The organism is Streptomyces sp. AC558_RSS880 (assembly GCF_019049255.1).
In the GTDB taxonomy this organism is placed as follows: domain Bacteria; phylum Actinomycetota; class Actinomycetes; order Streptomycetales; family Streptomycetaceae; genus Streptomyces.
In genome coordinates this window covers 208-22,506 of sequence record NZ_JAGMUJ010000218.1, presented here as the reverse complement: position 1 = coordinate 22,506, position 22,299 = coordinate 208, and the positions used below count along the sequence as shown (strand labels likewise).

At 72.1% G+C, this 22,299-nt stretch carries 17 protein-coding genes; 14 read left to right on the top strand and 3 right to left on the bottom strand.

Annotated elements, in window-relative coordinates; all coding sequences use genetic code 11:
* The 3 genes from KUM38_RS41400 to KUM38_RS41390 form a co-directional block, all read right to left on the bottom strand.
* On the bottom strand, window positions 1-647 hold a 647-nt coding region (locus KUM38_RS41400; RefSeq protein WP_308409169.1), incomplete at its 3' end, for an NAD(P)H-dependent oxidoreductase subunit E.
* Window positions 628-2,556 carry a molybdopterin oxidoreductase family protein gene (locus KUM38_RS41395; RefSeq protein ID WP_217137304.1) on the bottom strand — a complete coding sequence of 643 codons (1,929 nt, stop codon included), beginning with the start codon at window positions 2,554-2,556 and terminating at the stop codon, window positions 628-630. The genes KUM38_RS41400 and KUM38_RS41395, both read right to left, overlap by 20 nt.
* Window positions 2,553-3,524 (bottom strand): 2-dehydropantoate 2-reductase, encoded by a 972-nt coding sequence (locus KUM38_RS41390; RefSeq protein WP_217137303.1) that lies wholly within the window; start codon window positions 3,522-3,524, stop codon window positions 2,553-2,555. The genes KUM38_RS41395 and KUM38_RS41390 overlap by 4 nt, the downstream gene beginning before the upstream one ends.
* Window positions 3,525-3,700: 176 nt before the next feature.
* Here KUM38_RS41390 and KUM38_RS41385 point away from each other — a divergent pair, with 176 nt between their 5' ends.
* From KUM38_RS41385 to KUM38_RS41320, 14 genes are all read left to right on the top strand, one after another.
* Complete coding sequence (locus KUM38_RS41385; RefSeq protein WP_217137302.1) at window positions 3,701-5,041, top strand: OFA family MFS transporter; 1,341 nt, start codon at window positions 3,701-3,703, stop codon at window positions 5,039-5,041.
* Complete coding sequence (locus KUM38_RS41380; RefSeq protein WP_217137301.1) at window positions 5,010-5,150, top strand: hypothetical protein; 141 nt, start codon at window positions 5,010-5,012, stop codon at window positions 5,148-5,150. The genes KUM38_RS41385 and KUM38_RS41380 overlap by 32 nt, the downstream gene beginning before the upstream one ends.
* Window positions 5,151-5,297: 147 nt before the next feature.
* Window positions 5,298-6,245: a beta-ketoacyl-ACP synthase III gene (locus tag KUM38_RS41375; RefSeq protein WP_217137300.1), complete on the top strand. Its 948-nt coding sequence runs from the start codon at window positions 5,298-5,300 to the stop codon at window positions 6,243-6,245.
* A gap of 144 nt (window positions 6,246-6,389) precedes the next feature.
* On the top strand, window positions 6,390-7,067 hold the full coding sequence (locus tag KUM38_RS41370) for a GntR family transcriptional regulator (RefSeq protein WP_217137299.1): 678 nt from the start codon (window positions 6,390-6,392) through the stop codon (window positions 7,065-7,067).
* 219 nt (window positions 7,068-7,286) lie between these two features.
* The gene (locus KUM38_RS41365; RefSeq protein ID WP_073931305.1) at window positions 7,287-8,468 is read left to right on the top strand and encodes an ROK family protein; all 1,182 of its coding nucleotides are present in this window, start codon (window positions 7,287-7,289) and stop codon (window positions 8,466-8,468) included.
* A 309-nt stretch (window positions 8,469-8,777) separates the two neighbouring features.
* Window positions 8,778-10,295, top strand: a complete 1,518-nt coding sequence (locus KUM38_RS41360) for a sugar ABC transporter ATP-binding protein (RefSeq protein WP_217137298.1) — start codon at window positions 8,778-8,780, stop codon at window positions 10,293-10,295.
* Window positions 10,292-11,311: an ABC transporter permease gene (locus KUM38_RS41355; protein WP_217137297.1), complete on the top strand. Its 1,020-nt coding sequence runs from the start codon at window positions 10,292-10,294 to the stop codon at window positions 11,309-11,311. Before KUM38_RS41360 ends, KUM38_RS41355 begins: the two co-directional genes overlap by 4 nt.
* 17 nt (window positions 11,312-11,328) lie before the next feature.
* Window positions 11,329-12,369: a substrate-binding domain-containing protein gene (locus KUM38_RS41350; RefSeq protein ID WP_217137296.1), complete on the top strand. Its 1,041-nt coding sequence runs from the start codon at window positions 11,329-11,331 to the stop codon at window positions 12,367-12,369.
* An 80-nt stretch (window positions 12,370-12,449) separates the two neighbouring features.
* Window positions 12,450-13,658: a Gfo/Idh/MocA family protein gene (locus KUM38_RS41345; RefSeq protein WP_217137295.1), complete on the top strand. Its 1,209-nt coding sequence runs from the start codon at window positions 12,450-12,452 to the stop codon at window positions 13,656-13,658.
* A 15-nt stretch (window positions 13,659-13,673) separates the two neighbouring features.
* Window positions 13,674-14,672: a sugar phosphate isomerase/epimerase gene (locus tag KUM38_RS41340; protein WP_217137294.1), complete on the top strand. Its 999-nt coding sequence runs from the start codon at window positions 13,674-13,676 to the stop codon at window positions 14,670-14,672.
* Window positions 14,673-14,940: 268 nt separating this feature from the next.
* Window positions 14,941-18,654 (top strand): ThuA domain-containing protein, encoded by a 3,714-nt coding sequence (locus KUM38_RS41335; RefSeq protein ID WP_217137293.1) that lies wholly within the window; start codon window positions 14,941-14,943, stop codon window positions 18,652-18,654.
* Window positions 18,655-18,853: 199 nt separating this feature from the next.
* Window positions 18,854-20,029, top strand: a complete 1,176-nt coding sequence (locus tag KUM38_RS41330; protein WP_217137292.1) for an inositol-3-phosphate synthase — start codon at window positions 18,854-18,856, stop codon at window positions 20,027-20,029.
* Window positions 20,026-21,225 carry an SCO3242 family prenyltransferase gene (locus KUM38_RS41325; RefSeq protein ID WP_254398583.1) on the top strand — a complete coding sequence of 400 codons (1,200 nt, stop codon included), beginning with the start codon at window positions 20,026-20,028 and terminating at the stop codon, window positions 21,223-21,225. Before KUM38_RS41330 ends, KUM38_RS41325 begins: the two co-directional genes overlap by 4 nt.
* Window positions 21,222-22,299, top strand: a 1,078-nt coding sequence (locus tag KUM38_RS41320) for a sugar phosphate isomerase/epimerase family protein (RefSeq protein WP_308409168.1), incomplete at its 3' end; no start/stop codon positions are given. The genes KUM38_RS41325 and KUM38_RS41320, both read left to right, overlap by 4 nt.

Sequence of the window (22,299 nt, the reverse complement as noted above, 5' to 3'; positions counted from 1 at the left end):
GCTTGGATCGCCGTGGCGGGGGTGGCGGGGGCGACGACGGCGGTGGCTCGTGTGGTTTCTCGCCCCCGCCGCCCCTTCCCGTTCCCGTCCCCCGGGGGCTGCGCCCCCGGACCCCCCATCGCCCCTGAACGGGCCTCGTCCTCAAACGCCGGACGGGCTGATGCGCCGGCCCGGATCACCAAGGTTGCCGGTGCCCGTTCGCACAGGCCCAGGCAGGGGCTTCGTTCGACCTGGACGCCGGATTCCGGGCCCAGGCGGGATTCCACCGACTCGCACAGCTGTGCCGCGCCCGCCGCCGTGCAGGCCAGGTCCGTGCAGAGGTGCAGGACCGTCGCCGGGCGGGGGCGGACGGAGAACATCGCGTAGAAGGTGGCGACGCCGTAGGCCTCCGCCGGGGGGACCGTCAGGCGGCGGCACAGGTAGTGCAGGGCGCCCTCGCTGATCCAGCCGACCCGGTCGTTGACGGCGTGCAGCCCCGGCAGCAGCAGGTCGCGGCGGTCGCGGGCCTCGCGGCCGCCGCGGGCCCACCTGAGGTCGGCGTCGGAGCGGTCGGCGCCCTCCCAGGACGACTCGGGGGGACCGAGCAGGGCGTCCACGGCCGCACGCTCGTCGTCCGTCGGTTTACTGTCACCGAAGTGCAGGTCCACTGGTGCTCACCTTCTCGATCCGGATCGCCGACGCCTTGAACTCCGCCGTCCCCGCGATCGGGCAGTTCGCCTCGATCGTCAGCTGGTTGGTGTCCACCTCGTCGGGAAAGTGGAACGTCATGAACGCGAGTCCCGGCCGCAGTCCGGTGTCCACCCAGACCGGCGCCAGCACCGAACCGCGCCGCGAGGTCACCCGCACCTCCTCGCCGACCACCACCCCGTACCGCTCGGCGTCCTCCGGGCACAGCTCGACGTACTCGCCGCGACGGAGAGGCGACGCGAAACCGCCGCTCTGCACACCCGTGTTGTAGGAGTCGAGGCGGCGGCCCGTGGTGAGCCGGATCGGGTACCGCTCGTCGGTGAGGTCGACCGGCGGGTCGTGCCGGACGATGCCGAAGGGGGCGGGCCTGCCCCGGAGTTCCGGGTCCGGATTCCACAAGCGGCCGTGCAGGTACGTCGGTTCCAGCGCGTCCGTGGTGGGGCACGGCCACTGGATGCCCTGGTGTTCGTCCAGCCGCTCGTACGTCATGCCGTAGTGGTCCGGGGAGACCGAGCGCAGCTCGTTCCACACCGCCTCGGCGTCGGCGTACTTCCAGTCGTGGCCGAGGCGGGAGGCGAGGTCGCAGAGGATGTCGATGTCCTCGCGCGCCTCGCCGGGCGGGACCACGGCCCGGCGGACCCGCTGCACCCGGCGCTCGCTGTTGGTGGTGGTGCCCTCGGTCTCCGCCCAGCCGGCGGTCGCGGGGAGGACGACGTCGGCCAGTTCGGCGGTCTTCGTCAGGAAGATGTCCTGGACCACCAGGAAGTCCAGCTCCTTCAGCCGGCGCACCGCCTGTTCGCTGTCCGCCTCCGACTGGGCCGGGTTCTCGCCGATGCAGTAGACGGCGCGCAGGGAGCCGTCCTCCATGGCCTCGAACATCTCCGTCAGGGTCAGTCCGTAGTGCGGCTGGATGACGGTGTCCCAGGCCGACTCGAACTTCAGGCGCGTGCCGGTGTCGAGGATGTCCTGGAAGCCGGGCAGCCGGTTGGGGATCGCGCCCATGTCGCCGCCGCCCTGCACGTTGTTCTGGCCGCGCAGGGGCTGCAGGCCCGAGCCGTAGCGGCCGACGTGACCGGTGAGCAGGGAGAGGTTGATCAGGGCACGCACGTTGTCGGTGCCGTTGTGGTGCTCGGTGATGCCGAGGGTCCAGCACAGCTGGGCGCGCTCGGCGCGGGCGTAGGCGTGCGCCAGCTCCCGTATCGCGGCCGCCGGGACGCCCGTCACCTTCTCCGCGAGGGACAGGGTCCACGGCTCGACGAGCGCCTCGTACTCCTCGAAACCCGTGGTGGCCCGCCGTACGAACGCCTCGTTGACCAGGCCCACGTGGATGATCTCGCGGCCGATCGCGTGCGCCATCGCGATGTCCGTGCCGACGTTCAGCCCGAGCCAGCTCTCCGCCCACTCGGCGGTGGAGGTCCGGCGCGGGTCGACCACGTACATCCGGGCGCCGCCCCGGATCCCCTTCAGCACGTGCTGGAAGAAGATCGGGTGCGCGAAACGGGCGTTGGAGCCCCACATCACGATGACGTCGGTGTGCTCGATCTCCTCGTACGACGACGTGCCGCCGCCCGAGCCGAAGGCGGCCGACAGGCCGGCGACGGACGGGGCGTGGCAGGTGCGGTTGCAGGAGTCGACGTTGTTGGTGCCCATGACGACCCGGGCGAACTTCTGCGCCACGTAGTTCATCTCGTTGGTCGCGCGGGAGCAGGAGAACAGTCCGAACGCGCCGCGCGCCGCCGCCAGGCCCCGGGCGGTACGGTCCAGGGCCTCGTCCCAGCTCGCCCGGCGGAACGGCGCGTCGCGCGCGTCCCGGACGAGGGGGTGGGTGAGGCGGGTGTAGGTCTTCGGGTTCCGGTCGCGTTTCCTCATGCGGCGCTCCTCAGCGCGAGCAGGTCCGACAGGGCGTGCACGGTGCGCAGGGTCGGCACCGGGACACCGGTGATCTCCGCCAGTTCGACGACGGCCGCGAGCAGGACGTCGAGTTCGAGCGGCTTGCCGCGCTCCAGGTCCTGGAGCGTGGAGGTGCGGTGGTCGCCGACCTTCTCCGCGCCCGCGAGGCGGCGCTCGATGGAGACGCCGATCTCGCAGCCGAGGGCCCCGGCGACCGCCAGCGTCTCGGCCATCATCGTCTCGATGACCTGCCGGGTGCCGCCGTGCAGGCACATCTGCCGCATGGTGGCGCGGGCCAGGGCGCTGATCGGGTTGAAGGAGATGTTGCCCAGCAGCTTCAGCCAGATGTCGCCCCGCAGTTCCGGTTCGACCGGGCACTTCAGGCCCCCTGCCCGCATCGCCTCGCTCAGGGCCAGACAGCGCGCGGAGACGCTCCGGTCCGGCTCGCCGATCGAGAAGCGGGTGCCTTCCACATGGCGTACGACGCCGGGCTGCTGGAGTTCGGTGGCCGCGTAGACGACGCAGCCGACGGCCCGCTCGGGCGCGAGCACCGCACTGACCGCGCCGTCCGGGTCCACGCTCTCCAGGCGGCGGCCGTCGTACGGTCCGCCGTGCCGGTGGAAGTACCACCAGGGGATGCCGTTCTGGGCGGCCACGACCGCCGTGGTGGCGTGCAGCAGCGGCTCGATCAGCGGCCCGCACGCCGCGTACGAGTTCGCCTTGAGACCCAGGAACACGTAGTCGACCGGGCCGACTTCGGCCGGGTCGTCGGTGGCGCGGGGGTGCGCGGTGAAGTCACCGCGTGGGCTGCGCACGCGTACGCCGTACTGCCTCATGGCCGCCAGATGCGGTCCACGGGCGATGAGATGCACGTCGGCGCCCGCACGGTGGAGCGCGGCACCGACGTAGGCGCCGATCGCCCCGGCACCGAGGACTGCGACTTTCATGGCGAGGGGAGCTCCGTTCGGTCGAGGGACACCGAGGACCGGGAACCGCCGAATCTCTGTCGACGAAATATTGTCTACAGTATGGAAGTGGCCCCAGCAAGGCTTTGTGCAGTACCAGTGGTTGTCTGCTCAACTGCCTTCTCAATGGCCCCCGTCGTCCCTACGGTGGGGGACTCATGAGCCCCCCTGTCGCACCGCCGGGCTGGAGCCGCTGGCTCGTGCCGCCCGCCGCGCTCTCCGTCCACCTCTCCATCGGCCAGGCCTACGCGTGGAGCGTGTTCAAGCCGCCGTTGGAGTCCGCGCTCGGCCTCAGCGGCACCCAGAGCGCGCTGCCCTTCCAGCTCGGCATCGTCATGCTCGGCCTGTCCGCCGCGTTCGGCGGCACCCTCGTCGAACGCCGGGGCCCGCGCTGGGCGATGACCGTCGCCCTGGTCTGCTTCTCCTCCGGCTTCCTGCTCTCCGCGCTGGGTGCGGCCACCGAGCAGTACTGGCTGATCGTCCTCGGCTACGGCTTCGTCGGCGGCATCGGCCTGGGCATCGGCTACATCTCACCCGTCTCCACGCTCATCAAGTGGTTCCCGGACCGGCCCGGCATGGCCACCGGCATCGCCATCATGGGCTTCGGCGGCGGCGCGCTGATCGCCTCGCCCTGGTCGGCGCAGATGCTCGAGTCCTTCGGCGCCGACAACGACGGCATCGCGCTCGCCTTCCTCGTGCACGGGCTGACCTACGCCGTGTTCATGCTGCTCGGCGTGCTCCTGGTACGGGTGCCGCGCACCGCGCGCCCGGTGGACGGCGCGCCCGCCGTGCCCACCGGACCGCAGGTCTCGGCCCGTTCGGCGGTGCGCACCCCGCAGTTCTGGCTGCTGTGGCTCGTGCTGTGCCTGAACGTCACCGCGGGCATCGGCATCCTGGAGAAGGCCGCGCCGATGATCACCGACTTCTTCGCGGACACCTCCGCACCGGTGTCGGCGACCGCCGCCGCGGGATTCGTCGCCCTGCTGTCGGCGGCCAACATGGCGGGCCGCATCGGCTGGTCCACCACCTCCGACCTCATCGGCCGCAAGAACATCTACCGGGTCTACCTCGGCGTCGGCGCGCTGATGTACGCGCTCATCTGGCTGCTCGGCGACTCCTCCAAGCCGCTGTTCGTGCTCTGTGCCCTGGTGATCCTCTCCTTCTACGGCGGCGGCTTCGCCACGGTCCCGGCGTACCTGAAGGACCTCTTCGGCACCTACGAGGTCGGGGCGATCCACGGTCGGCTGCTCACCGCCTGGTCCACGGCCGGTGTGCTCGGACCGCTGATCGTGAACTGGGTCGCCGACCGCCAGGAGGAGGCGGGCAAGCACGGCCCGTCCCTGTACGGGCTGTCGCTGATCATCATGATCGGGCTGCTCGTCGTCGGCTTCGTCGCCAACGAGCTGGTCCGGCCCGTCCACCCCCGCCACCACGTCCCCGGCCCCGGGACACCGAAGGAGGCCGCCGATGACCGGCGACAGCAGCCAGAGTCCGCCTAGCCCCGACCGCCGCGGACTGATCGCCTTCTCCTGGCTGTGGGTGGGCGTGCCGCTCGCCTACGGACTGTACGAGCTCGTGCGCAAGGCGGCACAACTGTTCACCGGCTGACCGCGGAGCCGCGGCGCCCCCTCTCCGAGGGCTGACGGAAGCCGACAAGCCCGGCACCCGTTTCCTGTCGCTTCACCTGCCCTCGTACCGGTGAGTCACTGATCAGACTGGTGCATCCCGCACCCGACCACCGAGGGGGATCCACCCATGATCGGCTCGCGCATCACCGCCGTCGGCCACTACCAGCCCGCCCGGGTCCTCACCAACGAGGACCTGGCGGGCATGGTCGACACCAGCGACGAGTGGATCACGAGCCGGGTGGGCATCCGCACCCGCCACGTCGCCGGCCCCGACGAACCGGTCGACGAGCTGGCCGCGCACGCCGCCGCCAAGGCGCTGGCGGCGGCCGGCCGGACGCCCGCCGAGATCGACCTCGTGCTGGTCGCCACGTCCACCGCCATCGACCGCTCGCCCAACATGGCCGCCCGCGTCGCGGCCCGCCTCGGCATGCCCGGGCCCGCCGTCATGGACATCAACGTGGTGTGCGCCGGATTCACCCACGCCCTCGCCACCGCCGACCACGCCGTACGGGCCGGCGGCGCGAGCCGGGTGCTGGTCGTCGGCGCCGACAAGATGACCGACGTGACCGACTGGACCGACCGCACCACCTGCGTGCTCGTCGGCGACGGGGCGGGCGCCGCCGTGGTGGAGGCCTGCGCCCCCGGCGAGGAGGCGGGGATCGGCCCGGTGCTGTGGGGCTCGGTGCCCGAGATGGGGCACGCGGTGCGGATCGAGGGGACGCCGCCGCGGTTCGCGCAGGAGGGGCAGAGCGTCTACCGCTGGGCCGCCACCCAGCTGCCGGTCGTCGCCCGCCAGGCCTGCGAGAAGGCGGGGCTGGCGCCCGAGGACCTCGCCGGGGTCGTACTGCACCAGGCCAACCTGCGGATCATCGAACCCCTCGCCCGTCGGCTCGGCGCCGTCAACGCCGTCGTCGCCCGCGACGTCATCGAGTCCGGCAACACCTCGGCCGCCAGCATCCCGCTCGCCTTCTCCAAGCTCGTCGAGCAGGGCGCGGTGTCGTCCGGCGACCCGGTGCTGCTCTTCGGCTTCGGCGGGAACCTGTCGTACGCGGGGCAGGTCGTGCGCTGTCCCTGAGCCCGTCGCGGGTGTGACGAGGTCAACTCCTCGATCCCCTGGTGTCTGTGCGCCGTAGACTGTAGACGAAAGACAATCACTACTGGCGTTGCGGTGCACCGGCGTTCGCGGCGGTGCGCGGCGCCGCCGAGGAGGGGGACCGCGATGTTGTCGACCGGACTGCCCCAGGGGGCGGTGCCCAGGCTCGAACGGCCCGGACCGCTGCGCGACCGGGTCTACGAGGCGCTGCTCGAACTCATCACCACCCGTGCCCTCCAGCCCGGCCAGCACCTCGTCGAGAGCGAACTCGCCGGCCATCTCGGCGTCTCCCGCCAGCCGGTGCGCGAGGCGCTGCAACGGCTCAACACCGAGGGCTGGGTCGACCTGCGGCCCGCGCAGGGCGCGTTCGTGCACGAGCCCACGGAGGAGGAGGCCGACCAGCTCCTCACCGTCCGTACGCTGCTGGAGGCGGAGGCGGCCCGGCTGGCCGCGAGCAACGCCGACGGCGCGGGTGTGGAGGCCCTGGAGGAGATCCTGGCCGAGGGGCTCAAGGCTGTCGACGCCGACGACGTGGACGCCGCCGTCGCCCTCAACGCCCTCTTCCACGCCAAGGTCATGGAGCTGGCGGGGAACGCCGTGCTCGCCGAACTCGCCGCCCAGGTCGACCGGCGCGTGCGCTGGTACTACACGCCCGTCGCCCGGCAGCGCGGCGGGCAGTCCTGGGTCGAGCACCGCGAGCTGATCGCCGCCATCGCCGCCCACGACGAGCAACTGGCCACCCGGCTCATGCGCGAACACACCGAGCACACCCGGCGCTCGTACCACGCGCGCGCCGATTCCTGAGCAGCCCGAAAACCCCTTTTCACCTCCTTTGTGACCTGCTTCCCGGTGCCTTCGCGGGCTCCTTTGTCCTGTGAGTGGAAAAAGTAGGGGGCAATTCCTGCGCGACTTCTTCCCACCTCCGGCAGGCGCTGCTACTTTCCCATCCGAAAGCACGCCACACACGTGGCCGGAATCCGGCGCGCACATGCCGATCGAGGCGGGGAGGGGTTCGTGAGACGCATGACAGCGCGACCCGCCAACGCCCACCAGGCACGACTGCTCAGGCTGCTGCGCGACGGCGGACCCAACTCCCGTGCCCAACTGGGCGACCAGGTCGACCTCTCCCGGTCGAAACTGGCCGTGGAGGTGGACCGGCTGCTGGAGACGGACCTCGTCGTGGCCGACGGACTCGCCGCCTCGCGCGGCGGCCGGCGCTCCCACAACATCCGGCTCAACCCGCACCTGCGGTTCCTCGGCGTCGACATCGGCGCGACCTCGGTCGACGTCGCCGTCACCAACGCCGAGCTGGAGATCCTCGGGCACATCAACCAGCCCATGGACGTACGCGAGGGACCGGTCGCGGTCTTCGAGCAAGTACTCGCCATGGCCGCGAAGTTGAAGGCCTCGGGGCTCGCGGAGGGGTTCGACGGCGCCGGCATCGGCGTCCCGGGCCCGGTCCGCTTCCCCGAGGGCATCCCGGTGGCTCCGCCGATCATGCCGGGCTGGGACGGCTTCCCCGTGCGGGAGGCGCTCAGCCAGGACCTCGGCTGCCCGGTCATGGTCGACAACGACGTGAACCTGATGGCGATGGGGGAGCAGCACGCGGGCGTCGCCCGCACCGTCGCCGACTTCCTCTGCGTCAAGATCGGTACCGGCATCGGCTGCGGCATCGTCGTCGGCGGTGAGGTCTACCGCGGTACGACGGGCAGCGCGGGCGACATCGGGCACATCCAGGCCGTGCCCGACGGCCGTCCGTGCGCCTGCGGCAACCGGGGCTGTCTGGAGGCCCACTTCTCCGGCGCGGCCCTCGCCCGGGACGCCATGGAGGCCGCCGAACAGCGGCTCTCCGCCGAACTCGCCGGCCGGCTGGAGGCGAACGGCACGCTCAGCGCCGTCGACGTCGCCGCCGCGGCCGCGGCCGGTGACGCCACCGCCCTCGACCTGATCCGCGAGGGCGGCAACCGCACCGGCCAGGTCATCGCCGGCCTGGTCAGCTTCTTCAACCCCGGCCTGGTGGTGATCGGCGGTGGGGTGACCGGCCTCGGCCACACCCTGCTCGCCGCGATCCGCACCCAGGTCTACCGCGGCTCGCTGCCCCTGGCCACCGGCAACCTGCCCATCGTGCTGGGGGAGTTGGGACCCACCGCCGGAGTCATCGGCGCGGCCCGGCTCATCAGCGACCACCTGTTCTCACCCGCGTAAGCAGCCCGCTCCACCGCTTCTTCGTCCTCTTCGTCGCACCTGCTCCGAGCACCACCGCATCCGCGCCACGGCACCTGATCCAGGCACCATCGCATCCGCGTCACCGCACCTGCTCCCAGTACCACCGCACCTGCGTCAAGGCACCTGCTCCCAGCACCACCGCACCCGCGTCACCGCACCTGCTCCCACCGCACGGAACAGCCCACCCGTACAGGCACGCCACCGCCCTACCCCGCCCTGCCCGAAAACGCCTGCCCCGCAAGGGGATCGCCCTGACACCGGCCCGTACGCCCGCCGAGGGGAATCCGCATGGCACCACAACCACCGCTGCTCAGCATGTCCGGCATCACCAAGTCGTTCCCCGGAGTCCGGGCCCTGGACGGCGTCGACCTCGACGTCCAGGCCGGCGAAGTGCACTGCCTGCTCGGCCAGAACGGCGCCGGGAAGTCCACCCTGATCAAGGTGCTGGCCGGTGCCCACCAGCCCGACACCGGCACCATCCGCTGGCGCGGCGAGGACGTCGTCCTGCGCTCGCCGATCGCCGCCATGCGCCTCGGCATCGCCACCATCTACCAGGAACTCGACCTGGTGGAGCACCTGTCGGTGGCCGAGAACGTCCACCTGGGCCACGAGCCGACCACGGCCGGTTTCGTCGTCCGGTCGGGAACGGCCAAGGCGTCGACGGCCCAACTGCTCAAGCGGCTCGGACATCCCGAGATCGATCCGGCCCGGCTGGTCGGCGAACTCTCGGCGGCGCAGCAGCAGATCGTGTCCATGGCGCGGGCGCTCTCCCACGACGTACGGCTCATCGTGATGGACGAGCCGTCCGCCGCCCTCGACCCGGACGAGGTCGACAACCTCTTCCGCATCGTCGGCGACCTCACCGCCGACGGAGTCGCAGTCGTCTACATCTCGCACCGTCTGGAGGAGATCCGCCGCATCGGCGACCGGGTGACCGTGCTGAAGGACGGCCGGGCCGTCGCCGGCGGGCTGCCCGCGAAGTCGACGCCGACCCGCGAGGTCGTCGCGCTGATGACCGGGCGCAACGTCGAGTACGTCTTCCCGGAGCGGCCCGCCGACGCCCCGCTGGGCGAACCGGTGCTCACCGTCGAAGGGCTGTCCCGCCAGGGCGAGTTCGCCCCGCTCGACCTCCAGGTGCGGCCCGGGGAGATCGTCGGGCTCGCCGGACTCGTCGGCTCGGGACGCTCCGAGATCCTGGAGACGATCTACGGCGCCCGCAAGCCCGACACCGGCCGGGTCCTCGTCGACGGGCGCCCCCTGAAACCGGGCAGCGTACGGGCCGCCGTGCGCGCCGGACTCGGGCTCGCCCCCGAGGAACGCAAGGCGCAGGCCCTGCTGATGCTGGAGTCCGTCACCCGCAACGTGTCGGTCTCCTCCATGTCCCGCTTCGCCAAGGCCGGCTGGATCGACCGCGGCGCCGAGCTGGGGGCGGCACGCGCGGCGGTCCGCGAACTGTCGCTGCGGCCCGACAACCCGGACGTGCCCGTGCGCACCCTGTCCGGCGGCAACCAGCAGAAGGCCGTGCTCGCCCGCTGGCTGCTGCGCGGCTGCCGGGTGCTGCTGCTCGACGAACCCACCCGGGGCGTCGACGTCGGCGCCCGCGCCGAGCTCTACGCGGTCGTCCGCCGGCTGGCGGACGAGGGCCTCGCCGTGCTGCTGGTCTCCAGCGAGGTCCCCGAGGTCCTCGGCCTCGCCGACCGCGTCCTGGTGCTGCGCGAGGGCAGCGTCGTCCACACGGCGCCCGCCCGCGAACTCGACGAACACCGTGTACTCGACCTCGTCATGGAAGGAAGCCCGGCGTCATGACGCAGCCCGTCTCCCCGCCGCGGGACAGCGCACCCAAGGTGCCGTCGGCCGGCGAAACGCCCGCCTGGCGCGCCGTGCTGTTCCGCGCCGACGTCCGCACGCTGTCGCTGCTCGGCGTGCTCGCCGTACTGGTCCTCATCGGCGGCATCACCAAACCGGACGAGTTCCTGGACACCCGCAACCTCCAGCTCGTCCTCACCCAGGCCTCCGTCATCGGTGTCGTCACCGTCGGCATGACCTTCGTCATCATCTCCGGCGGCATCGACCTGTCGGTCGGCGCGATCGTCGCCCTCGCCTCGGTGTGGGCCACCACCGTCGCCACCCAGGAGTACGGCTTCGGCGGCATCCTCTTCACCGCCGTCCTCGTCGGACTGGGATGCGGCCTGGTCAACGGGGTGCTCATCGCGTACGGCGGGATGGTCCCGTTCATCGCCACCCTCGCCATGCTCGCCTCGGCCCGCGGCCTCGCCCTGCAGATCACCGACGGGCGGACCCAGATCGTCACCGTCGACGGCGTCCTCGACCTCGGCGAGCGCGACTCCTACGTGCTCGGCATCCCGCCGCTGGTCCTGGTGTTCGCCGCGGTCACCGTCATCGGCTGGCTGCTCCTCAACCGGACCACCTTCGGCCGCCGCTCCGTCGCCGTCGGCGGCAACGCGGAGGCCGCCCGGCTGGCCGGCATCGACGTACGCCGCCAGCGGCTCTACCTCTACCTGCTGTCCGGGCTGTGCTGCGGCATCGCCGCCTTCCTGCTGATCGTGCTGGCCGGCTCCGGCCAGAACACCAACGGCAACCTCTACGAACTCGACGCCATCGCCGCGGCGATCATCGGCGGCACCCTGCTCACCGGGGGCCGCGGCACCATCGTCGGCTCCGTCCTCGGCGTCCTGATCTTCACCACGATCACCAACATCTTCGCCCTGAACAACCTGCAGAGCGACGTCCAGCAGATCGCCAAGGGCGCGATCATCGTCGCCGCCGTGCTGGTCCAGCGCCGTACCGCGAGCACGACCTGAAGAAGGGGTTCACCGCCATGCCAGAGTTCACCAGCCGCAGAGGGCTGCTCTTCGGAGCGGCCGCCGTGTCCGCCGGCGTCCTCGTCACCGGCTGCACCAGCAACGAGTCCAGCGACGACGAGCCCGCCGCGAACGACCAGCCGGCCGCCGACGACAAGCCCGGCAAGCCGGTCACCATCGGCTTCGCCGGACCGCAGGCCGACCACGGCTGGCTCAACGCCATCAACGACAACGCCAAGAAGCGGGCCGAGAAGTACTCGGACGTCACCCTGGAGATCACCGAGGGCTCCAACGACACCGCCCAGCAGATCGGCCAGATCGAGACCCTCATCAACAAGAAGGTCGACGTCCTGGTGATCCTGCCCGCCGACGGCAAGGCCCTCACCCAGGTCGGACTGAAGGCGATGCGCGCCGGCATCCCGGTCGTCAACCTGGACCGGATCTTCAACACCCCGCAGGCGTACCGCTGCTGGGTCGGCGGCGACAACTACGGCATGGGCCTCAACGCCGGCCACTACATCGGCGAGAAGCTCAAGGACAAGCAGGGCGCCAAGGTCGTCGAGCTGGCCGGCCTGGACAACCTGGAGCTGACCAAGCAGCGCACCCAGGGCTTCGACGACGCGCTGAAGAACTACCCCAACATCCAGAAGGTGGCCCGCCAGGCCGCCGAGTTCACCGTCGAGTCCGGCCAGGCCAAGATGGCCCAGCTGCTCCAGGCCCAGTCGCAGATCGACGCGCTGTGGAACCACGACGACGACCAGGGCGTGGGCGCGCTGCGCGCCATCGAGCAGGCCGGGCGCGACGAGTTCCTGATGGTGGGCGGCGCGGGCGCGCTCGCCGCCTTCGAGGCCATCAAGGCCGACAACGGTGTTCTGAAGGCCACCGTCCTGTACCCGCCGACGATGGCCGCCTCCGCGATCGACCTGGCCCGCGCCCTCGGCCAGGGCAAGGGCGTGAGCGGCCTCGCGGAGTTCGAGATCCCCTCGACGGTGACCTGCTACTCGGCCGTCGTCGACAAGGAGAACGTGGACCAGTACATGTCCACCGGCTTCAAGTGAGGAGCCCCGCCCCACGGGCCTGACCAGCCCCCCGGGCGGGGTCCACCCCCGCCCGCCACGACGACGAGGAGGACATCCGAATGGCACAGCCGCAAGCGTCCGACGGGGCTCAGACGGGGAAGCCACCGCTGCGCATCGGCATGGTCGGTTACGCCTTCATGGGCGCCGCCCACTCCCAGGGCTGGCGCACCGCGGGCCGCGTCTTCGACCTGCCGATGAGCCCCGACATGGCCGTGATCTGCGGCCGGGACGCCGACGCCGTGCGCGCGGCGGCGGACCGGCACGGCTGGGCGGAGGCCGAGACCGACTGGCGCGCCCTGGTCGAACGGGACGACATCGACCTCGTCGACATCTGCACCCCGGGCGACAGCCACGCCGAGATCGCGCTCGCCGCGCTCGCCGCCGGCAAGCACGTGCTGTGCGAAAAGCCCCTCGCCAACAGCGTCGAGGAGGCCGAGGCGATGACCCGCGCCGCCGAAGAGGCGCAGGCGCGGGGTCAGCTGGCGATGGTCGGCTTCAACTACCGCCGGGTCCCCGCGACCGCGCTGGCCCGGCGGATGGTGGCCGAGGGCCGGATCGGAAGACTGCGGCACGTGCGGGTCGCGTACCTGCAGGACTGGCTGGTGGACCCGCAGTTCCCGCTGACCTGGCGGCTGCGCCGCGAGCACGCCGGCTCCGGTTCGCTCGGCGACCTCGGCGCGCACATCGTCGACCTGGCGCAGTACCTGGCCGGCGAGCAGCTGGCGGGCGTCTCCGCGCTCACCGAGACCTTCGTGCGGGAACGGCCGCTGCCCACCGCGCCCAGTGCCGGTCTGGCCGCCGTCTCCGCCGCCGGCACCGGACAGGTCACCGTCGACGACGCCGCCCTGTTCACCGGCCGCTTCACCTCCGGCGCCCTCGCCTCCTTCGAGGCCACCCGGTACGCCACCGGACGCAAGAACGCCCTGCGCATCGAACTCAACGGCGAGCGCGGCTCGCTCGCCTTCGACCTGGAGCGGCTCAACGAGCTGGAGTACCACGACGGCACCGAGCCCGGCACGCACGCCGGCTTCCGCCGCATCCTCGTCACCGAACCCGACCACCCCTACCTCGAGGCCTGGTGGCCGCCGGGCCACGGCCTCGGCTACGAGCACACCTTCGTGCACCAGGCCCGCGACCTGGTCCACGCGGTCGCCGAGGGCCGGGGCCCCGAACCCTCCTTCGCCGACGGGCTCCAGGTGCAGCGCGTCCTGGCGGCGGTGGAGGAGAGCGCCGAGAAGAACTCCGTCTACACACCGATCGCCGCCTGAGGAGGACGGACAGAGATGCCGCGCAACTTCACGCTGTTCACCGGCCAGTGGGCGGACCTGCCGCTTGAGGAGGTCTGCCGACTCGCCCGCGACTTCGGCTACGACGGTCTCGAACTCGCCTGCTGGGGCGACCACTTCGAGGTCGACAAGGCGCTCGCCGACCCGTCCTACGTGGCCGGCCGCCACCAGCTCCTGGAGAAGTACGGCCTGAAGTGCTGGGCGATCTCCAACCACCTGGTGGGGCAGGCGGTGTGCGACGCCATCATCGACGAACGCCACCAGGCGATCCTGCCCGCCCGCATCTGGGGCGACGGCGAGGCCGAGGGCGTGCGGCAGCGGGCCGCCGCCGAGATCAAGGACACCGCGCGCGCCGCGGCCCTCCTCGGCGTGGACACCGTCATCGGCTTCACCGGCTCCGCCATCTGGCACCTGGTCGCCATGTTCCCGCCCGCCCCCGAGTCGATGATCGAGCGCGGCTACGAGGACTTCGCCGAGCGGTGGAACCCGATCCTGGACGTCTTCGACGCCGAGGGCGTGCGGTTCGCCCACGAGGTCCACCCCAGCGAGATCGCCTACGACTACTGGACGACCGTACGCGCCCTGGACGCGGTCGACCGCCGGCCGGCCTTCGGCCTCAACTTCGACCCGTCCCACTTCGTGTGGCAGGACCTCGACCCGGTCGGCTTCCTGTGGGACTTCCGCGACCGGATCTACCACGTCGACTGCAAGGAGGCCCGCAAGCGCCTCGACGGCCGCAACGGCCGTCTCGGCTCCCACCTGCCGTGGGGCGACCCCCGGCGCGGTTGGGACTTCGTCTCCGCCGGCCACGGCGACGTCCCCTGGGAGGACGTCTTCCGCATGCTGCGCTCCATCGACTACCAGGGCCCGGTCTCCGTCGAGTGGGAGGACGCCGGCATGGACCGGCTCCAGGGCGCCCCGGAGGCGCTCACCCGCCTCAAGGCCTTCGACTTCGAGCCGCCCAGCGCGTCCTTCGACGCCGCGTTCAACCGCTGATCCGCGCCCGACGGCAGGTCGGGGACGGGGACCGGAACATCCGCCGGTCCCCGGATCCGACCTGCCCGGATCCCGCTTTGTCCTGAGTTGGGAAAAAGTTCAACCAGCCCCGGTCCAAGGGGTGTTCGCTCCGGAAGAACGCGGTTACCGTCCCTGAAGTGTTCAGGACACCCACGTCTCCGGGGTGACGGTGCACCCCGGCGCCCGCACGCACCACACGTCTTCGCACCTGTTCCGTACGGCTCCACCCCGTTCTCGGAGGGACTTCGTGCACAGAAGCAGACTCAAATCCACCCGCGCCACGAGGCGTCCCCGACTTCACACCACGCTCGCCCTGTTCACCGGCCTGCTGCTGGCCGTGGGCACCCCGGCGACCGTCGCCGGCGCCCACCCCGGCCACCCGGAACACGACGAACCGGCCGCAGCCGAGGGGCAGTTCCAGCAGGTACCGCTCGCCAAGGGCGAACCCGAGACGGGCGAGCCGATGTCGCTCGCCGTGCTCCCGGACCGCAGCGTCCTGCACACCTCGCGCGACGGCACACTGCGCCTCACCGACCAGGGCGGCGTCACCAAGGTCGCCGGCAAGCTCGACGTCTACAGCCATGACGAGGAGGGCCTGCAGGGCGTCGGCATCGACCCGGACTTCGAGAACAACCGGGCGATCTACCTCTACTACGCCCCGCCGCTCGACACCCCCGCGGGCGACGCCCCGGAGACCGGCACCGCCGAGGACTTCAAGAAGTTCGACGGCGTCAACCGCCTCTCCCGGTTCGTCCTCAACCCCAACGGCACGCTGGACCTGGCCAGCGAGAAGAAGGTCCTGGACGTCGCGGCCTCCCGCGGCACCTGCTGCCACGTCGGCGGCGACATCGACTTCGACGCCGAGGGCAACCTCTACCTGTCCACCGGCGACGACACCAACCCCTTCGCCTCCGACGGCTACACGCCGATCGACGAGCGGGCGAACCGCAACCCGGCCTTCGACGCCCGCCGCAGCTCCGGCAACACCAACGACCTGCGCGGCAAGATCCTGCGCATCAAGGTCGCCGAGGACGGCTCGTACACCGTCCCGGAGGGCAACCTCTTCGCCCCGGGCACCGAGAAGACCCGTCCCGAGATCTACGCGATGGGCTTCCGCAACCCGTTCCGGATGAGCGTCGACGACGAGACCGGCATCGTCTACGTCGGTGACTACGGCCCCGACGCCGGCGCCGCCGACCCGAACCGGGGTCCCGCGGGCCAGGTCGAGTTCGCCAAGGTCACCAAGGCCGCCAACTTCGGCTGGCCGTTCTGCACCGGGAACAACGACGCCTACGTCGACTACGACTTCGCCACCGGCGCCTCCGGCGAGAAGTTCGACTGCGCCGCCCCGAAGAACACCTCGCCGCACAACACCGGCCTCGTCGACCTGCCGCCCGCGCAGGCCGCCTGGATCCCCTACGACGGCGGCTCCGTGCCCGAGTTCGGCAGCGGCTCCGAGTCCCCGATGGCCGGCCCGGTCTACCGCTACGACCCCGAGCTCGAGTCCTCGGTGAAGTTCCCCGAGGCCTACGACGGCGACTTCTTCGCGGGTGAGTTCGGCCGCCGCTGGATCAAGCGGATCGAGCAGAACGAGGACGGCACGGTCGCGAAGATCAACGACTTCCCGTGGACCGGCACCCAGATCATGGACATGGAGTTCGGCCCCGACGGCGCGCTCTACGTGCTGGACTACGGCGTCTCCTGGTTCCAGGGCGACGAGAACTCCGCGCTGTACCGGATCGAGAACGCCGAGGACGGCTTCTCCCCGATCGCCGAGGTCAGCGCGGACAGGACCTCCGGTGCGGCCGGCCTGAAGGTGAAGTTCACCGCCACCGCCAAGGACGCCGACTCCCCGGACCTCACCTACAGCTGGGACTTCGGCGACGGCACCAAGGGCGAGGGTCTCACCCCCACCCACAAGTACAAGAAGGTCGGCACCTACACCGCGACCTTCACCGCCAAGGACCCCGAGGGCAACACCGGCAACGCCAGCGCCCGGATCGTGGTCGGCAACACCGAGCCCACGGTGAAGATCGAGGTCCCCGGCAACGGCAGCCTGGCCGCCTTCGGCGAGCCCGTCCCGTTCAAGGTGACCGTCACCGACCCCGAGGAGACCGTCGACTGCTCCAAGGTCAAGGTCGTCTACAGCCTCGGCCACGACTCCCACGCCCACGAGCTGACCAGCGAGATGGGCTGTGAGGGCACCCTCAAGCCGCCCGCCGGCGACGGCGGTCACGACCCCAACGCCAACATCTACGGCGTCGTCGGCGCCAGCTACACCGACGGCGGGGCCAACGGCCAGGAGGCCCTGACCGGCACCGCGCGCACCGTGCTCCAGCCGCTGCACCGCCAGGCCGAGCACTTCTCCACCCAGCAGGGCGTGTCGGTGATCGACAAGACCGGCGCCAACGGCGGCAAGACCGTCGGTGACGTCAACGACGGCGACTGGATCTCCTTCAGCCCCTACCGGTTCAAGGGCCAGAAGAAGATGACCGTACGGGCCTCCTCCGGCGGCTCCGGCGGCTTCATCGAGCTGCGCACCGGCTCGCCCACCGGCAAGCTGCACGGCTCGGCGTACATCCCGCCGACCGGCGGCTGGGAGACGTTCCAGGACGTCGACGTGCCGCTGCGGTCGCTGCCGAAGAAGACCACGGAGATCTACCTGGTCTTCCGGGGCGGCGAGGGCGCGCTGTACGACGTGGACGACTTCGAGTTCTCCACCGAGCCGTTCAAGAAGGGCAAGAAGGTCCTGGTCTTCTCCAAGACGGCGGGCTTCCGGCACGACTCCATCCCGGAGGGCGTCGCCGCGCTGAAGGAGCTCGGCGCCCCGGCCGGCATCTCGGTCACCGCGACCGAGGAGGCGAAGCAGTTCACCACGGCCAACCTCGCCAAGTACGACGCGGTCGCCTTCCTGTCCACCACCGGTGACGTGCTCGACGCCGAGCAGCAGAAGGCGTTCGAGAACTACGTCGCGAACGGCGGCGGCTACATGGGCATCCACGCCGCCGCCGACACCGAGTACGACTGGGAGTTCTACGGCGGTCTCGTCGGCGCCTACTTCGACTCGCACCCGGCCATCCAGAAGGCCACCGTGCGCGTCCACGACCACGACCACCCGTCCACCGCGCACCTGGGCGACGCCTGGGAGCGCACCGACGAGTGGTACAACTACCGCACCAACCCGCGCGAGCAGGCCAAGGTCCTCGCCACCCTGGACGAGACCACCTACCAGGGCGGGAACATGAAGGGCGACCACCCGATCGCCTGGTGCCAGAGCTACGGCGGCGGCCGGTCCTTCTACACGGGCGGCGGCCACACCAAGGAGTCGTACGCCGACGAGGCCTTCCGCACCCATCTGCTCGGCGGCATGCAGTACGCCACCGGCCAGGTGAAGGCGGACTGCAAGCCGGACAAGGGCTACCGGGAGATCTTCAACGGCCAGACCCTGGACGGCTGGAAGCAGGCCGGCCCCGGAAAGTTCAACGTCAAGGACGGCACCCTGGAGTCCGAGGGCGGCATGGGCCTGCTCTGGTACCAGGCCAAGGAGCTGAAGTCGTACTCCCTCAAGCTCGACTGGAAGATGCGGGGCGACGACAACTCCGGGATCTTCGTGGGCTTCCCGGCCTCCGAGGACCCCTGGTCCGCGGTGGACAAGGGCTACGAGATCCAGATCGACGCCACCGACGCGGCCGACCGCACCACGGGATCCGTCTACTCGTTCAAGTCGGCGAACATCAAGGCCCGTGACCAGGTCCTGCGGCCGCCCGGCCAGTGGAACTCCTACGAGATCAAGGTCCAGGGCGAACGCCTCCAGGTGTTCCTCAACGGAGTCAAGATCAACGACTTCACCAACAAGGACCCCCAGCGGAGCCTGACCGACGGCTACATCGGCCTGCAGAACCACGGCGCCGACGACCAGGTCTCCTTCCGGAACATCCAGCTGAAGGAACTGCCCTCCTAGGGCGAACCGCCCCCTGGGGCGACCAGAACGGCGGCGGGCGGAGGACGCCGGACCTCCGCCCGCCGTCCCGCCGGGCCCCGCGCCCGGCATCCCGACCGGGCCTCCGTGCCCGGCACCCCGACCGGGCCCCCGTGCCCGGCATCCCGCTGGTCCACTTCCGGCGCTCGCACCAGGTTCGCGTACGACAAGGAGGCTGCCCATGTCCGCCGAACCGTTCCTCCCCGCTCCCGCACCCGCCCCCTCCCCGGCCCCGCGCTTCGGCGTCTGGCTCATCGGGGCGCGCGGATCCGTCGCCACGACCGCGATCGCGGGCTGCGCCGCCGTCGCCGCCGGGCTCCACCCGCCGACCGGCATGGTCACCGAGACCCCCGACTTCACCTCCTGCGGTCTGCCGTCGCTGTCGTCCCTCGTCTTCGGCGGTCACGACACCGTCGACTGCCCCCTGCCCAAGCGTGCCGAGCACCTGGCCGACGGCGGCGTCCTGCCGCACGGCCTGCCGTCCGCCGTGCACGCCGAACTCGTCGCCGCCGACCGGGAGATCAGGCCCGGCGGCCCCCCGCCCGGAGACACCGGCCGCACCCAGGACCAGTGGACCGACGTGTTCGCGGCCGACATCCGCGACTTCGTGCGCCGCCAGGACCTCGCGGGCGCCGTCGTGATCAACGTCGCCTCCACCGAGCCGGCGCCCACCGACGGCTCCCTGCCGCCCAGCTCCCTCTACGCGGCGGCCGCCCTGCGCGCCGGCTGCCCCTACGTCAACTTCACCCCGTCCACGGGCCTGCACCACCCGGCGCTGGCTCCGCTCGCCGCGTCCTCGGGCCTGCCGTACGCGGGTCGCGACGGCAAGACCGGGCAGACCCTGCTGCGCTCCGTGCTCGGCCCGATGTTCCTGCAGCGCGCCCTCGCCGTGCGCGCCTGGTCCGGCACGAACCTCCTGGGCGGCGGCGACGGCGCCGCCCTCGCCGACCCCGCTGCCGCCGCCGCGAAGAACGCCGGCAAGGAACGCGTCCTCGCCGACACCCTCGGCACCACCCCCGAGGGCGAGGTCCACATCGACGACGTACCGGCCCTCGGCGACTGGAAGACGGCCTGGGACCACATCGCCTTCGACGGCTTCCTCGGCGCCCGCATGGTCCTGCAGACCACCTGGCAGGGCTGTGACTCGGCCCTTGCCGCCCCGCTCGTCCTCGACCTGGCCCGGCTGGTCGTCCGCGCCCGGGAGAAGGGCCTGACCGGCCCGCTGAGCGAGCTGGGCTTCTACTTCAAGGATCCGGTCGGGGACGGCCCGTCGTCCCTGGCCGAGCAGTACACGGAGCTGAGGCGCTTCGCCGAGCGGCTGCGGGACGACGCCGACGCACCCGGGGCACGGCGATGAACCGCACGACCGCCACGGCACGGAACACGTCCACGCCGCCCGGGCCGACGGCGGCGGCCGGCCCGGCCCGCGAGGACGGTGCCGCGCCCCGCACCCCCGGCCCTCGCCCGGCCCGCGAGGGCACGTGGGCCGAACTGCTGCGGCTGCCCGCGCTGCTCACCGTCGCCGGGTCCGCCCTGGTGGGCGCGGCGAAGGGCAGACCGGTTCCCGGGGACGACGTCGCATCCCGCACTCCGCGCCCGCGCTCGGGCCGCGCGGGCGCGTGGGCGGAACTGCTGCGGCTGCCCGCCCTCTTCACCGTCCCCGGTGACGCCCTGGCCGGCGCGGCGGCGGCCGGTGTGCGCCCCGGCCCGCGGACCCTGCTCGCGATCGGCTCCTCCGTGTGCCTGTACGAGGCCGGCATGGCCCTGAACGACTGGGCGGACCGCGCCGAGGACGCCGTGGAGCGCCCGCACCGCCCGCTGCCGTCCGGCCGCATCCGTCCGGCCGCCGCCCTCACCGCAGCCGGTGCCCTCACCGGCGCCGGACTGGCGCTCGCCGCCGGTGCGGGACGGCCCGCCCTCGCGGTGGCCGCGCCCCTGGCGGCGACCGTCTGGGCCTACGACCTCGCCCTGAAGCACACGCCCGCCGGTCCCGCGGCCATGGCCGCCGCCCGCGGACTCGACCTGCTCCTGGGCGCCGCGGCCAGCAGCGGCGGCACCCGCGCCGCACTGCCCTCCGCCGCGCTGCTCGGCAGCCACACCCTCGCGGTCACGGCGGTGTCCCGCCGGGAGACCACCGGCGGCTCGGCCCTGGCCCCGCTGGCGGCCCTCGCGACGACGGGGGTGCTGACCCGGCTGGTCACCCACCGCCGCACCCGACCCCCGGCAGGCCGGCGGGCAGCAGCCGCCCCCGGCCTGCCGGGCTCCAGCCCGGCCGAGGGAACGCCGCCCCGGGCCGCCGACGCCCTCGCCACCGCCCTGGGCGCCGCCTACGCCGCCACGGCCGCCCGACCCTACGTCCACGCCGCGCTCAACCCGTCACCCCCGCTCACCCAACGCGCCGTCGGTGGCGGCATCCGCGCCACGATCCCGCTCCAGGCCGCCCTCGCCGCCCGTTCCGGCGCGACCGCCACCTCCCTCCTGGTCGCGGCCCTGGCCCCGGCCGGCCGGATGTTCGCGAGGAGGGCCGGTATGAGGAAGGTGAGCATCACGTGAGCCCGAACCCGAACCAGGGCGCGACTCAGGACGTCACCGGGGAAGATCGTGCCCCGGTCCCGGTCCCGGCCCCGGCCTCGGAGGCGAGCCGGAACGCGGGCGGCCGCCCGGCCCGCCACGTGAGCAGGGAGACGAGCGGGGACGTCCGGGACCCGGCCCGGGACGCGAGCCGGGGCACAGGCGCGGACCCGGCCCGGGACACGAACCGGGACGCGGACCCGGACCCGGCCCGGGACCCGAGCGGGCGCGCCCGCACCCCCCTCCGCTTCGGCTACGGCACCAACGGCCTCGCCGACCTCCGCCTCGACGACGCCCTCGCCCTCCTCGCCGACCTCGGCTACGACGGCGTGGGCCTGACCCTCGACCACATGCACCTCGACCCGCTCGCCCCCGACCTCGCCGCCCGCACCCGCCGGGTCGCGCACCGACTGGACGAGCTCGGTCTGGGCGTCACCGTGGAGACCGGGGCCCGCTACGTGCTCGACCCCCGCCGCAAGCACGGCCCGTCGCTGCTGGACGCCGACCCGGACGACCGCGCCCGCCGCGTCGACCTCCTCCTGCGGGCGGTCCGCGTCGCCGCCGACCTCGGCGCGCACGCCGTGCACTGCTTCAGCGGCATCGTCCCCGACGGCACCGACGAGGACACCGCCTGGAAACGCCTCGCCGAGACCCTCACCCCCGTCCTGGACGCCGCCGCCACCGCCGGCGTCCCCCTCGCCGTCGAACCCGAACCCGGCCACCTCCTCGCCACCCTCGCCGACTTCCACCACCTGCGCCGCACGCTCGGCGACCCCGAGCCCCTCGGCCTCACCCTGGACATCGGCCACTGCCAGTGCCTCGAACCCCTCCCGCCCGCCGACTGCGTACGCGACGCCGCCCCCTGGCTGCGCCACGTCCAGATCGAGGACATGCGCCGGGGCGTCCACGAACACCTCCCCTTCGGCGACGGCGAGATCGACTTCCCGCCCGTCCTCGCGGCCCTCGCCGCCACCGGCTACCAGGGCCTGACGGTCGTCGAACTGCCCCGCCACTCCCACGCGGGCCCCCACTTCGCCGCCCACTCCCTTCCCTTCC

What these genes read in the sequence shown, in the direction of transcription:
- KUM38_RS41395 (WP_217137304.1), bottom strand. Translation starts at nt 2,556, where the DNA reads ATGAGGAAACGCGACCGGAACCCGAAGACCTACACCCGCCTCACCCAC.
- KUM38_RS41390 (WP_217137303.1), bottom strand. Translation starts at nt 3,524, where the DNA reads ATGAAAGTCGCAGTCCTCGGTGCCGGGGCGATCGGCGCCTACGTCGGT.
- KUM38_RS41385 (WP_217137302.1), top strand. Translation starts at nt 3,701, where the DNA reads ATGAGCCCCCCTGTCGCACCGCCGGGCTGGAGCCGCTGGCTCGTGCCG.
- KUM38_RS41380 (WP_217137301.1), top strand. Translation starts at nt 5,010, where the DNA reads ATGACCGGCGACAGCAGCCAGAGTCCGCCTAGCCCCGACCGCCGCGGA.
- KUM38_RS41375 (WP_217137300.1), top strand. Translation starts at nt 5,298, where the DNA reads ATGATCGGCTCGCGCATCACCGCCGTCGGCCACTACCAGCCCGCCCGG.
- KUM38_RS41370 (WP_217137299.1), top strand. Translation starts at nt 6,390, where the DNA reads ATGTTGTCGACCGGACTGCCCCAGGGGGCGGTGCCCAGGCTCGAACGG.
- KUM38_RS41365 (WP_073931305.1), top strand. Translation starts at nt 7,287, where the DNA reads ATGACAGCGCGACCCGCCAACGCCCACCAGGCACGACTGCTCAGGCTG.
- KUM38_RS41360 (WP_217137298.1), top strand. Translation starts at nt 8,778, where the DNA reads ATGGCACCACAACCACCGCTGCTCAGCATGTCCGGCATCACCAAGTCG.
- KUM38_RS41355 (WP_217137297.1), top strand. Translation starts at nt 10,292, where the DNA reads ATGACGCAGCCCGTCTCCCCGCCGCGGGACAGCGCACCCAAGGTGCCG.
- KUM38_RS41350 (WP_217137296.1), top strand. Translation starts at nt 11,329, where the DNA reads ATGCCAGAGTTCACCAGCCGCAGAGGGCTGCTCTTCGGAGCGGCCGCC.
- KUM38_RS41345 (WP_217137295.1), top strand. Translation starts at nt 12,450, where the DNA reads ATGGCACAGCCGCAAGCGTCCGACGGGGCTCAGACGGGGAAGCCACCG.
- KUM38_RS41340 (WP_217137294.1), top strand. Translation starts at nt 13,674, where the DNA reads ATGCCGCGCAACTTCACGCTGTTCACCGGCCAGTGGGCGGACCTGCCG.
- KUM38_RS41330 (WP_217137292.1), top strand. Translation starts at nt 18,854, where the DNA reads ATGTCCGCCGAACCGTTCCTCCCCGCTCCCGCACCCGCCCCCTCCCCG.
- KUM38_RS41325 (WP_254398583.1), top strand. Translation starts at nt 20,026, where the DNA reads ATGAACCGCACGACCGCCACGGCACGGAACACGTCCACGCCGCCCGGG.